General features: G+C 67.1%; 7 protein-coding genes. All 7 read left to right on the top strand.

Annotated elements, in window-relative coordinates; all coding sequences use genetic code 11:
* Positions 1-39 precede the first annotated feature (39 nt).
* Positions 40-2,160 (top strand): autotransporter assembly complex protein TamA, encoded by a 2,121-nt coding sequence (locus tag DFR49_RS07715; RefSeq protein ID WP_119035028.1) that lies wholly within the window; start codon positions 40-42, stop codon positions 2,158-2,160.
* The gene (locus tag DFR49_RS07710; protein WP_119035027.1) at positions 2,160-6,386 is read left to right on the top strand and encodes a translocation/assembly module TamB domain-containing protein; all 4,227 of its coding nucleotides are present in this window, start codon (positions 2,160-2,162) and stop codon (positions 6,384-6,386) included. Before DFR49_RS07715 ends, DFR49_RS07710 begins: the two co-directional genes overlap by 1 nt.
* Positions 6,387-6,529: 143 nt before the next feature.
* The gene (locus DFR49_RS07705; RefSeq protein ID WP_119035026.1) at positions 6,530-8,002 is read left to right on the top strand and encodes a flavin-containing monooxygenase; all 1,473 of its coding nucleotides are present in this window, start codon (positions 6,530-6,532) and stop codon (positions 8,000-8,002) included.
* Between the two features lie 117 nt (positions 8,003-8,119).
* Positions 8,120-8,743 (top strand): CerR family C-terminal domain-containing protein, encoded by a 624-nt coding sequence (locus DFR49_RS07700; RefSeq protein WP_119035025.1) that lies wholly within the window; start codon positions 8,120-8,122, stop codon positions 8,741-8,743.
* On the top strand, positions 8,740-9,852 hold the full coding sequence (locus DFR49_RS07695; protein WP_119035024.1) for an HlyD family secretion protein: 1,113 nt from the start codon (positions 8,740-8,742) through the stop codon (positions 9,850-9,852). The genes DFR49_RS07700 and DFR49_RS07695 overlap by 4 nt, the downstream gene beginning before the upstream one ends.
* A 3-nt stretch (positions 9,853-9,855) precedes the next feature.
* A complete protein-coding gene (locus DFR49_RS07690) occupies positions 9,856-11,445 on the top strand; it encodes a DHA2 family efflux MFS transporter permease subunit (protein WP_119035023.1) in 1,590 nt (529 codons plus the stop codon).
* Positions 11,442-12,941 (top strand): efflux transporter outer membrane subunit, encoded by a 1,500-nt coding sequence (locus tag DFR49_RS07685; RefSeq protein ID WP_119035022.1) that lies wholly within the window; start codon positions 11,442-11,444, stop codon positions 12,939-12,941. Before DFR49_RS07690 ends, DFR49_RS07685 begins: the two co-directional genes overlap by 4 nt.
* Positions 12,942-13,271 lie beyond the last annotated feature (330 nt).

The raw sequence follows: 13,271 nt of genomic DNA, 5'->3' as shown, positions 1-13,271 counted from the left end.
TATAGGGGTTTCGCGATTTCGGCTTTGGCGGGCGTGTCGATGGTCCCGCTGGCGGCGTTCGCGCAGGTCACCCCCGATCCGGTCGAGCCCGGCCAAGCGGCCCCCGCCATGCAGACCGCGCCCGAGGACGGCACCACCGAGGCCGCCGCCCCGATCATCCCCGACGCCACGTTCGAAGACGCGCTGCCGCCGCTGTCGGACGATCTGAACGCGCCGCTCGAGGCGATGCCGACACTCGATCAGCCGCAGACGACGCCGCCCGGCGAGATGGTGCAGCAGGTGCCCGGCACGCCCGAGGCCGCCGCTTCCGACGCGCTCGGTGCGGCGCCGGCGCAGGATCCCGAACTCGCGCAGCCATTGCCGCCGCTCTCGACCTTCGATGCGACGCCGCCGGCCGAGGTCGCCGACGAAGGCGCGAACCAGAAAGCGGTGGAAATCCGCTACGGCGTGGTGGTGAAGGGCCTCGACGAGATCGATGCCGAGGATCAGTTCCGCTCGCTCTCCGCGCTCGAGGAAGGTGACGGCAAGGCGGCGAACGCGGCGATGATCGCGGCGCGCGCGCGCGAGGACGAGGCGCTCGCGGTGCGCATCATGAAGGCGCGCGGCTATTACGATGCGAGCGCGATCTCGACGATCGACCAAGTGCCGAACCAGCCCGGCCGCGTCAGCGTGACGCTGTCGGCGACGCCGGGACATCTCTACAAGCTGGGCGAGATCGCGGTGAAGGCGGCGCCGACCGTGCCGCCCGATCTGATCCGCACCAACCTGCCGCTCAAGGCCGGCGACCCGATCGAGGCCGATCGTATTCAGGGCGCCGAGGCCAATGTCAGCCTCACGCTGCCGCAGATGGGCTATCCGTTCGTCAAGCTCGGCACGCGCGACATCCTGCTCGACGGCGAGACTTATGTCGGCGATTACACGCTCCCGGTCGATACCGGGCCACGATCGTCGTTCGGGACGATCTCGACGCGCGGCGATCTCGCCTTCGATGCCGAGCATGTCGACGTGCTCAAGCGGTTCGAGGCGGGCGACCTCTACGACAGCCGCAAGGTCGATGACCTGCGCGACGCGTTGGTGGCGACGGGGCTGTTCTCGACCGTGTCGGTGATCCCGCGGCGCAGCCACGAGCCCGGGCCGGACGATACCGAACGCGTCGATTTCGTCGTGCGGCAGAACGCCGGGCCGCCGCGCACGCTGGCGGGCGCGATCGGCTACAACACCGGCGAAGGCGCGCAGGTGCGCGGAAGCTGGACGCATCGCAACCTGTTCCCGCCTGAGGGCGCGCTGATCGTCGATGGCATCCTGGGCACGCAGCAGCAGGGCGCGGGCGTGACCTTCCGGCGATCCAATGCGGGGCGGCGCGACAAGACCTTCTCGCTGATCGCGCGCGCGGATCATTCCAATTACGACGCGTTCGATGCCTTCACCGGCACGCTCTCGGCGCGGTGGAGCTACGATTCGACGCCGATCTGGCAGAAGAAGTTCACCTATTCCTACGGCGTCGACCTGATCGGCACCAACGAAAGCGTCTACGATTTCGCCGCCGGCGAACGGAAACGCGGCACCTACGGCATCCTCGCGCTGCCGGGGCAGGTGCAGTTCGATACCTCGGACGATCTGATGAACCCCACGACGGGTTACCGGCTCAAGCTGGTGCTGAGCCCGGAGACGTCGGTGCGCGGGGCGGTGCGCCCCTATGCGCGCACGCTGGTCGAGGCGAGCGCTTATTATCCGGTGTCGGACAGCCTGACGATCGCCGGGCGCGTGCGCGCAGGCTCGATCTTCGGGATCGACCGCGACGATCTGGCGCCCTCGCGGCGCTATTACGGCGGCGGCGGCGGATCGGTGCGCGGCTACGGCTATCAACGGCTGGGGCCGTTCGATCCCAACGGCGATCCGGTCGGCGGGCGCAGCATCAACGAATTCGCGCTCGAGGCGCGCTATCGGTTCGGCAATTTCGGGATCGTGCCGTTTGTCGATGCCGGCAATGCGTACGAAAGCACCTTCCCCAAAGGCTCCGACCTCAGGTTCGGCGCGGGGATCGGCGCGCGCTATTATACCAATTTCGGGCCGCTTCGGATCGACGTGGCAACGCCACTCAATCCGCGGCCGGGTGACGGGCGGATCGCGCTCTATATCTCGATCGGGCAGGCGTTCTGATGGCCGGGGACGACGCGATCGGCGATAGTGAAGGCGCGACCGAGACGGTGGTCGTAGAGAAGCGGCCGCTGTGGTTCCGCCTGCTCAAATGGATCGGCGTCGCGATCCTGGGGTTGCTGGTGCTGGCGGCCGCGATCCTGCTCGGGCTCAATACCGGGCCGGGCAAGCGCTTCCTGGTCAACCAGATCGGCGCCTATACCACCGCGACCGGGCTCAACGTGCAGGTGGGGCGGATCGAGGGATCGATCTACGGGAAGATGGAGCTGCGCGACGTGCGCGTGCGCGACCCCAAGGGCGTGTTCCTGACCACGCCGCAGCTCGCGATCGACTGGCGGCCGTTCGAATATCTGAACAACCATATCGACGTGCGCGCGCTCACCAGCCCGCTGGTAACGTTGCAGCGCTCGCCCGAGTTCATCGTGCAGCCGACCCAGGAAAACGCGCCGCTGCTTCCCGACATCGATATCGACGTCAACCAGCTCAAGATCGATCGCTTCATACTCGCCCCGAGCTTCACCGGCGCCAAGCGCATCATCCGCATCGCCGGCGACGCGCATATCGCCGATCGGCGCGCGCAATTGAATGTCGACGCCGCCACGCTCAATGCCGCCGATGCGGTGGGCGGTGATCGGCTCAAGCTCGTGCTCGATGCGGTGCCCGACGACAACCGGCTCGCCGCCGACGTGCGGCTGGTGGCGCCCGCCAACGGCGCGGTCGCGGGCTATACCGGGGTCAAGAAGCCGCTGACGTTCACGCTCGCCGGGCGCGGCGACTGGAAGGCATGGGCCGGCAAGGCCAGCGCCACGCTCGGCGGCGCGTCGCTGCTCGACCTCGATCTCGCCGCGCATGAGGGCGCGATCAAGGTGCGCGGCAATGCGCATCCGGGGCTTTACATGGCCGGGCCGGTCGAGCGGCTGACCGCGCCGCAGCTCGACATCGCGCTCGATACCACGCTCAACGAACGCAAGGCAGACAGCCAGCTTCGGCTGCGGTCGGCCGCGCTGGCGGTCGCGGCGCAGGGGCTGATCGATTTCGGCAATAGCCGGTTCGACAATTTCCGTGTCGATGCGCGGCTGCTGACCCCCGGCGCGATCGCCGAAAACCTGAATGGCCGCGACGTGATGGCGAGCCTCGCGCTCGATGGGTCGATGGCGACACCGACGGTCAATTATGTCGTGCGCGCCGCCGCGATCGGCTTCGGCGATACGGTGGTCGAGCAAGTCTATGCGAGCGGGCTGGCGCGGGTCGATGCCGATCGCATCCTGATCCCGATCGACGCGCGCGCGCGCCGCGTGAGCGGGCTCAACGCGGCGGCCGGCGGGCTGCTCACCAACGTGCGGATCAACGGCGATCTCGCGATCACGGGGCCGCAGATCCTCTCCGACAATCTCAAGATCCGCTCCGACAAGATCGACGCGACCGCGATCATCGCCGCCAATGTCTCGACCGGGCGTTATACCGGCGCGCTAAAGGGGCGGGTCAACGATTACCGGATCGAGAGCATCGGGATCGTCAACCTGACGACCGACGCGCATCTGGTGCCGGGCGCGAAGGGCGGGTTCGGGATCGCGGGGCATGTCGTCGCGCGCACGTCGCAGATCTTCAATTCGGGCGTGCGGAGTTTCCTGGGCGGCAACGCCCTGGTCTCGACCGACGTGGGCTACAGCCCCGAAGGGATCGTCACCTTTGAACGGCTGCGGCTGAGCGCGCCGCAATTCCGCATCACCTCGGGCAGCGGGCGCTACGATCCGGCGGGCGGCATCCTGTTCAACGCCAATGCCACGTCGACCCAATACGGCCCGATCACCGCGCGGGTGACGGGCACGACGACATCGCCGCAGGTGGTGTTGCGCGCGCCGCGACCGGGCGTGGGCGTGGGGCTGGTCGATCTCGAGGCGCGGGTGCGTGGGCGCGATGGTGCCTATGCGGTACTCGCGACCGGCGGCACCAATTACGGGCCGTTCAGCGCCGACGTGCTGGTGCGGCCGGGGAACGCGCTGACCGTGGACGTCAACAAGTTGCTGTTCGCGGGCGTGGACTTCCACGGACGGGTGCAACAGACCGCGGCCGGACCATTCGCGGGCGCGCTCGATTTCGCAGGCTCGGGGCTGAACGGTCGGGTGCAGCTTGCCGCGGCGGGCGACGTCCAGCGCGCCGATGTCAACGCGCGCGCTTTTGCCGCCAAAATCCCCGGCGCGGTCGATTTTACGATTGGCCGCGCGATCATCACGGGAACCGCGATCCTCTACCCCGCCGCGCCGTCGATCGTTGCCGACGCGCAGGTGGCGGACCTGCGCTACGGCGTGACGACGATCGCCGAGGCGCGCGCCAAGGTGAACTACAAAGGCGGAAACGGCACCGCGCAGCTCGTCGCCAACGGATCGAACGGCGTGCCTTTCCGCATCGCCGCCAACGCGCGGCTCAACCCCAACGATTATCTCGTCGCGCTCAAGGGCATGGCAAGCGGGATCAATTTCGCGACCGCCAATCCTGCACACATCACCGCCGCCGACGACACCTATCGGCTGGCGCCGACGCGGATCGATTTCGACAAGGGATCGCTGCGGTTAGCGGGCAGCTACGGCAGCGGGATGGCGGTGCAATCGCGGCTCGACAAGCTCGATCTGTCGATCCTCAACGCCTTCGTGCCCGATCTCAACATCGGCGGCGCGGCGACGGGCAGCTTGGATTTCAGCCAGCCCGATGCGGCCACCTTCCCGCAGATGGATGCGCGGCTCAACATCGCGAACTTCACGCGATCGGGGATCGCGGCGGTGTCGACCCCGGTCGACGTGGTGCTCAACGGCCGACTGTTGCCCGACGGCGGCGATGCGCGCGCGCTGTTCAAGCGCGGCCCGACCACGATCGGGCGGATGGTCGCGCGGCTGTCGCCGCTGCCGCCAGGCGCGGGATCGTGGAGCGAACGGCTGATGGGCGCGCCCCTATCCGGTGGCATCCGCTACAGCGGCCCCTCTGCGGTGCTGTTCAGCCTTGCCGCGCTGCCGGGCCAGCAACTGACGGGGCCGATCGCGGTCGGGGTCGATTTCTCCGGGCGGCTACGCGCGCCCGATTTCAACGGCGTGGTGCGCGCGGACAACCTCACCTACACCAACGAGACCTACGGCACGCGGCTGACGAATATGAAGCTGCAAGGCCGTTTCACCTCGAGCCGGTTCGAGATCACGACGCTGCAGGCGCGCGCGGGCGAGGGCAGCGTCTCGGCGCAGGGATCGGTGGGCTTCGCCGCCGACAGCGGCTTCCCCATCGACATCACCGCGCAGCTCGACAATGCGCAACTCGCCAAGAGCGATGCGCTGGGCGCGACCGCGAGTGGCACGCTGCGCGTCACCAACGGCGCCGAACGCGGCGGGCTGATCGCGGGTGACCTGACGATTCCGGAGGCGCGCTACAAGATCATCTGGCAAGGCGCGGCGGACGTGCCTGAACTCCAGGGCGTGCGCCGCAAGGGTGCCGCGCCGCAGCAGGAATCGGCGCAAGGCGGCGTGCCGAGCCGTTTCCGCCTGCGCATCAACGTCAAGGCGGACAACCGCATCTTCGTCTCGGGCATGGGGCTCGAATCCGAATGGAAGAGCGACCTGCGCGTGCGCGGCACCACCAGCGACCCGCGGATCAGCGGCACGCTCGAAATGGTGCGCGGCACCTATTCGTTTGCGGGCAAGCGGTTCGATGTCGATCACGGGATCGTGCGTTTCGAGGGCGGCGCGCTCACCAACCCGCAGATCGACATTGCCGCGACCACCGAGCAGGAAGACATCAAGGCGACGATCGCGATCACCGGCAGCGCGCAGGATCCGCACATTGCCTTTTCCTCGACGCCGGAAATGCCGCAGGACGAGGTGCTGAGCCGGCTGCTGTTCGGCAACTCGCCGGAGAATCTGTCCGCGACCGAGGCGATCCAGCTTGCCGCCGCACTCAATTCGCTGCGTGGCGGCGGGGGTGGGCTCAACCCGCTCGGCACGCTGCGCTCGGCGACCGGGATCGATCGGCTGCGCATCCTCGGCGCCGATGAGGCGGGCGGGCGCGGCACCGCGCTGGCGGCGGGCAAGTATCTGACCGACGATATCTATATCGAGATCATCACCGACGCGCGCGGTTTCACCGCGACCCAGCTCGAGATCGCGCTGTCGAAGGCGCTGAGCGTGCTGTCGCAGACGGGCTCGTTCGGCGGCTCGAACGTCACGCTGCGCTACAAGAAGGATTATTGAGGCTACGTCACCCCGGACTTGTTCCGGGGGCCAACGCGCCCCAATCGGTAACGCTCGCGGATGGTTGGATGCCGGAACGAGTCCGGCATGACGAGGAGCCAATTATCTTTGCGTTGCACATCAAAACTGAATATACGGTATGGATGGCTAGCGAGCATGTCGATGTGATCATTGTCGGCGCCGGGCTTTCGGGCATCGGCGCGGCGCGCCATTTGCAGACCGAATGCCCCGATCGCAGCTATCGCATCCTCGAAAGCCGCAGCGCGAGCGGCGGGACGTGGGATCTGTTTCGGTATCCGGGTATCCGATCCGATTCGGATATGTACACGCTCGGCTATGCCTTCAAACCGTGGACCGAGGCGAAGGCGATCGCTGACGGGCCGTCGATCCTCAACTATATCCGCGAGACCGCGCGCGAGAACGGGATCGATCGGCACATACGTTATGATACGCATGTCGAGGCGGCGTCGTGGTCGAGTGCGGACGCGCGCTGGACGGTGAAGGCGCGCGGGACAGGCGGCGAGGCGATCGAGATCACCTGCAATTTCCTTTTCATGTGCGCGGGCTATTACAATTACGCGCGCGGCCATGCGCCCGAGCTTGCGGGTGCCGATCGCTTCCACGGCCGCATCGTCCATCCGCAATTCTGGCCCGACGACCTCGATTACGCGGGCAAGAAGGTCGTCGTGATCGGATCGGGCGCGACCGCGGTGACGCTGGTGCCCGAATTGGCGAAGCAGGCCGCGCAGGTGACGATGCTCCAGCGCTCGCCGACCTATGTGGTGTCGCGCCCCGCCGAGGATGGGCTCGCCAACTGGCTGCGCGCCAAATTGCCCGCCAAACTCGCCTATGGGCTGGTGCGCTGGCGCAACGTGCTGTTCGGCATGTATTTCTACAAGCTCGCGCGGCGCAAGCCCGCCAAGGTGAAGGCGCGCATCATCGATATGGTGCAGGCCGAGCTTGGCCCCGAATACGATGTCGGCACGCATTTCACGCCGCGCTATAATCCGTGGGACCAGCGGTTGTGCCTCGTGCCCGACGCCGATCTGTTCGTCGCGATTCGCGAAGGCCGCGCCGCGGTCGTGACCGACACGATCGACACCTTCACCGAAACCGGGATCAAATTGACCTCGGGCACCGAGATCGCGGCCGATATCGTCGTCACCGCGACAGGGCTCGAAATGCAGTTGCTCAGCGATGTCGTCTTCACGATCGACGGCGTGGCGACCGATATCGCCAAGACGCTCAACTACAAGGGCATGATGTTCTCGGATGTGCCCAACCTGGCGTCGTCGTTCGGTTATACCAATGCCTCGTGGACGCTGAAGGCGGATCTGACGGCGGGCTATGTCTGCCGGCTGCTCAACACGATGAAGGCGCGGGGCATGCGGCAGGCGACGCCGCGGATCGGCGACGAGGTGGGGGAGGAGCCGTTCCTCGATTTCACCTCGGGCTACGTCCAGCGCGCGCTTCACAAACTGCCCAAGCAGGGCGATCGCAAGCCGTGGAAGCTGCACCAGAATTATGCGCTCGATCTGATGGCGCTCAAATTCGGATCGATCGACGATTCGATGGAATTCTCCAACCCAGACCCGGCCTCCGCGCGCGCCGCCTGACCGGGCGGTGATTCGAGCGTTCCGGCGTGCGTTCCGGCTGTCGCACGGGGCGCTTCGGCGCGATCCGTTACACCAAATACTTGCCTTGTTCGTTCGAACGAACTAACGGCCGCCGCCATGATTCAGAACAGGCTCCTCGAAACGGCGGTGCGCGAGTTCGGGCGCAAGGGGCTGGACGGCGCGAGCACGCGCGGGATCGCCAAGGCGGCGGGCACCGCGATGTCGTCGATCACCTATCATTACGGCGGCAAGGAAGGGCTCTATCTGGCCGCGGCCGATTATATCGTCTCGCAGATGGACGATGGCGTGTCGATCGAGGGGGGTAGCCGGCCGAAGACGCCCGACGAGGCGCGGTTGGCGATCCACAAGGCGTTCGCCGGCTTTATCGATAAACTCGCCGGCCCGCGCAGCGAAGCCTGGGCGCCGTTCATCGTGCGCGAACAGATGAATCCCACCGCCGCGTTCGATCGGCTTTGGGCGGGGCCGATGGGGCGCAATCTGGGCACGCTCGTCACGCTCGTCCGCATCGCCACCGGCGCGCCGGACGATGCGGCCGCGCGGCTGGCGGTGGTGACGCTGTTCGGCCAGGTGATCGTGATCCGCGCCGCGCGCGCGATGTGCGGGCGCCTGCTCGGCGGGCCGCTCGACGATCCCGATTTCATCCCGTCCTTCAAGGCGCGCATCGCCGCCAACACCGACGCCGTTCTCGACCGGCTGATTTCCGAACAGGGGCAATCATGAGTGACGATGCGCAACTGCACGATGGCGACCGCCGCGACGATGGGGCGGAAGGCGAGGGCGCGAAGAAGCCGTCGCTGTTCAGGCGGCCGCTGTTCTGGATTATCCTGATCGTGGTGGTCGCCGCGATCGTGATCGGCGGGCTGCTCTATTATCTCAACGCGAGGCAATATGAATCGACCGACGACGCCTATGTCGATGCGCACATCGTACGGCTGGCGCCGACGGTGGGGGGCACGCTGAAGGCGGTCGCCGATCTCGACAATCGCCATGTCGAGGCGGGGCGGCTGCTCGCGGTGATCGAGCCCTCCGGCCCCGAAGCGCAGCTCACCGAAGCCGAGGCGGGCGTCCAGCAGGCGATCGCGCAGGCCGAGCAGGCCAAGGCGCAGGTGATCGCCGCCAGGGCGGCACGCGATCGCGCGACGGCGCAGGCCCGCGCACCGGTCGCCAGCGCGCAGAAGGCGGCGAACGATCTGACGCGCTATCAGGCGTTGCAGAAGCTCGATCCCGCCGCGGTCGCCGGGCAGCAACTCGATCAGGCGCGCGCGCAGGCCCGCACCACCGCGGCCGAGGCGGCGGCGGCGCGGCAGGCGATCGAGAGCGCGGGCGCCGATGTCGCGGTCGCCGAGCGGCAGGTAAAGGCCGCCGAAGCGGTCGTTGCGGCGCGGCGTGCGCAGGTCGAACAAGCCAAAGTGACGCTGGGCGATCTCAAGCTGACGGCGCCGGTCTCGGGGCAGGTCGTCAACCGGCAGGTTAATGTTGGCAGCTATGTCGCACCCGGATCGCAGTTGATGGCGATCGTGCCCGACAAAATGTGGGTGACCGCCAATTTCAAGGAGACGCAGCTCACCCTGATGCGCGTCGGCCAGCCGGTATCGATCAAGATCGACGCCTTCCCCGATGTCGCGTTCGAAGGGCATGTCGATTCGGTGCAGCGCGGCGCGGGGCAGGCGTTCGCGATCCTGCCGTCGCAGAACGCGACCGGAAATTTCGTCAAGGTCGTGCAGCGCGTGCCGGTGCGGATCGTGTTCGACACCAAAGACGCGCCCGATCCGCGCGATTATCCGATCGGCCCCGGCATGTCGGCGATCCCGACCGTCAAGGTGCGCTGATCGGTGGCGAGCGCCGCGGTGCATCAATGGACGCCGACGCGTTCCGCGGCGGGGCCGTACAGCCCGTGGCTGATCGTCTCGATCATCAGCCTGCCGACCTTCATGGAGGTGCTCGACACCTCGATCGCCAATGTCAGCCTGGCCCATATCGCGGGCGGGCTTTCGATCACCAACGATCAGGCGACATGGGTGCTGACGAGCTATCTCGTCGCCAATGCGGTGGTGATCCCGATCAGCGGCTGGTTGAGCGACGCGATCGGCCGCAAGCGCTATTTCATGATCTCGATCGCGCTGTTCACGATCTCGTCGCTGCTCTGCGGGCTTGCGCCCAACCTGACGACCCTGGTGTTGGCGCGGGTGTTCCAGGGGATCGGCGGGGGCGGGCTGGCGCCCGTCGAACAATCGATCCTTGCCGATACCTTCCCGCCCGAAAAGCGCGGCATGGCGTTCGCGGCGTTCGCGATCGTGGTCGTGGTGGGGCCGGTGTTCGGGCCGACGCTGGGCGGCTACATCACCGAATATTCGAGCTGGCACTGGATCTTCCTGATCAACGTGCCTGTCGGCATCGCCGCGCTGGTGCTCGTCGAGATTTTCGTCGACGAGCCCGAGCAGATCAGGAAAGACCGCGCGAACCTGCTCAAACGGGGTCTCAGGATCGATTATATCGGCGTGCTCCTGATCTTTCTGGGGCTGGGCTTCCTCGAGATCACGATGGATCGCGGCGAGCGTGAGGGCTGGTTCACCAGCGGGCTGATCGTCTCCACCGCGACGATCTCGGTCGTCTCGCTGCTCGCGCTCGTGGTGTGGGAGCTTAATCACGACGATCCGGTGATCGATCTGAAGCTGCTCAAAAACCGCAATTTCGGGCTGACGTGCCTCGTGATGGCGACGACGGGCATGATCCTGTTCGGCACCACGCAGTTGATCCCGCAGATGTTGCAGCAGGTGCTGGGCTACAGCGCGCTCGATGCCGGGCTGGCGCTGACGGCGGGCGGGCTGGCGACGCTGGTCGCGGTGCCGTTCGCAGGCAGGCTCTCGGACAAGGTCGACGTGCGATACCTGCTGTTCCCCGCGCTGCTCGTGCAGGCGGGGGCGTTGTGGAACATGGCGCATCTCACCGCCGATATCTCGTTCGCCGACGCGGCGATGGCGCGGCTCTATCAATCGGTCGGGCTGCCGTTCCTGTTCGTGCCGATCAACGCGATCGCCTATGTCGGGCTGGCGCAGACCAAGACCGCGCAGGCATCGAGCCTGCTCAACGTCTTTCGCAATCTGGGCGGCACGTTCGGCATTTCGGTGTCGCAGACGCTGCTCGCCGGATACCAGCAGGTGCATCAATCGTATCTGGTCGAACGGCTCAATCCGCTCGACCCAAATTATACCCAGTGGCTCGGCAACGCGCAGGGCATGTTCGGCGACGCGATGACGCCACTGGCCGTGCTCTATCAGCAGGTCCAGCGGCAGGCGACGATGCTCGCCTTTCTCGACGTGTTCCATGTGCTGATGATCGTCGTGCTGGTCGTCGCGCCGGTCGCGCTGTTGATGCGCAGCCCGAAGCGCGGCGGGGGCGGTGGAGGAGGAATGGCGCATTGACCTGGAAACTCGCCCTAGGCCTGATCCCGGCGCTGCTCGTCGGCGCGTGTACGGTCGGCCCCGATTATCATGCGCCCGAAATCGCGGTGCCGCTCGCCTATCAGGAGGCGCCCGCCGCGGCCGGCGCGAGCGCGCAGATCGATCCGGCCCATTGGTGGAAGGCGTTCGGCGATCCCGAACTCGACGCGCTGATCACCCGCGCGCTTGCCGACAATCCGACGATCGCGGTTGCGGCGTCGCGCGTGCGCCAGGCGCGGTTGCAGGAGATCGCCGCCGGCGCGCGCGGCTTGCCGACCGTCGATGCGAGCGGCAACGCGACCCATGTCCATTTCAGCAAGAACGCCGGTTTCTCGTCGCTGGCGCGCCAGTTCGGCGGCGGGGATTCGGGGAATGGCGGCGGGATCGCGCTGCCCGGCGACGGCATCACCACTTATGCGCTCGGTTTCGACGCGAGCTGGGAACTCGATCTGTTCGGCGGCGCGCGGCGCGGCAGGGAAGCCGCGGCAGCGCGGGTCGATGCGGCGGTCTGGAACCGGCGCGATGCGGCGGTGACGCTCGCCGCCGAGGTCGCCGACGCCTATTTCGCGCTTCGGCTCGATCAGGAGCAGGTGCGGATCGTCGAACAGGAACTGGCGCATCAGCGCCGCGCGCTAGAGATTGCAGGGCATACCGCCAAGGTCGGGCTGGTGCCCGATATCGACGTCACCCGCCAGCGCGGCAGCCTGACCGCGACCGAGGCGCGGCTCGAGCCGCTGCGCGCCGATATCCGGGTGCGGATGCACGCGCTCGGTATCCTGACCGGGCAGGTGCCCGGCGCGCTGACCGCGGAGCTGGCGGCGGCGCCCGATGCGCTCGCGGCGGCGCCCGTCGTGCCCGCCGGGCTGCCGTCGGACCTGCTGCGCCGGCGCCCCGACATTCGTGCCGCCGAGCGCCAGCTCGCCGCCGCGACCGCGGATATCGGCGTCGCGGTCGCCGATCTCTATCCGAAATTCAGCCTGACGGGAGCGGCGCAACTGATCTCGACCTCGCTCGCCTCGCTGTTCGAAAGCGACAGTATCCAGGCGACGGGCTCGGGCGCGGTCAGCTTCCCGCTGCTCGATTGGGGGAAGCGCAAGGCCAATGTCGGTATCCGGCGCGAGGATCGCGAACAGGCCTATCAGATGTATCGCACGACGGTGTTGCAGGCGCTAAGCGACGTGGAAGACCCGCTGGCCCGGATCGCGGCCGAGCGCAATCGCGGGGCCGCACTGCGCCGCGCGCTGAGCGACAAGCAGGCGGCGGAACACGCCACGCAGGCGCGCTATCGCACCGGCTTCGTGGCGCAGGACGCCTTGCTCGACGCGCAGACCGACATCCTGGCGACGCGCGAGCAGATCGCGGCAAGCGACGCCAAATTGCGGCAGGACACCGCGTCGCTGTTCAAGGCGCTGGGCGGCGGCTGGAGCATGGGCGGCGACGAACGGGCGCAGGCACCGCCCGATACCCACGTGAACTGACGCCCGGCGCGGGTTCCGTGATCGGCCCGGCGGCGGTCAGTCGCGGGCGCAGACTGCAAAATACATAAAAAAACCTCTCGAAATCGAGAGGAACGAATCGGCGACATCCGGCTTAGGGCAACGCGCTCCCGCAGTGCCTGGAGGTGGCGGCGATGGGTGCCCTGACGGCGCGAGAAATATGATCCGGGAGCGGCCGATTTGCTGAGAAATCAGCGGAAATCAGCCTCTTCCCGGATCAGAACGGGTTACCAGGGGCGGATTTCCTCGCCGTGGGTGACCACGAAAAACATGCTCGCCATTATGATTTCTCCCTCAGATTCACGCTCAACA

Source organism: Hephaestia caeni, from assembly GCF_003550065.1.
Lineage (GTDB): Bacteria > Pseudomonadota > Alphaproteobacteria > Sphingomonadales > Sphingomonadaceae > Sphingomonas > Sphingomonas caeni_A.
Note: the sequence above shows the minus strand (reverse complement) of the source record. Positions and strands in the feature narration are given on the sequence as shown.

Coding starts and splice junctions, on each gene's coding strand:
- DFR49_RS07700 (WP_119035025.1), top strand. CDS start 8,120: ATGATTCAGAACAGGCTCCTCGAAACGGCGGTGCGCGAGTTCGGGCGC.
- DFR49_RS07710 (WP_119035027.1), top strand. CDS start 2,160: ATGGCCGGGGACGACGCGATCGGCGATAGTGAAGGCGCGACCGAGACG.
- DFR49_RS07705 (WP_119035026.1), top strand. CDS start 6,530: ATGGCTAGCGAGCATGTCGATGTGATCATTGTCGGCGCCGGGCTTTCG.
- DFR49_RS07695 (WP_119035024.1), top strand. CDS start 8,740: ATGAGTGACGATGCGCAACTGCACGATGGCGACCGCCGCGACGATGGG.
- DFR49_RS07715 (WP_119035028.1), top strand. CDS start 40: ATGGTCCCGCTGGCGGCGTTCGCGCAGGTCACCCCCGATCCGGTCGAG.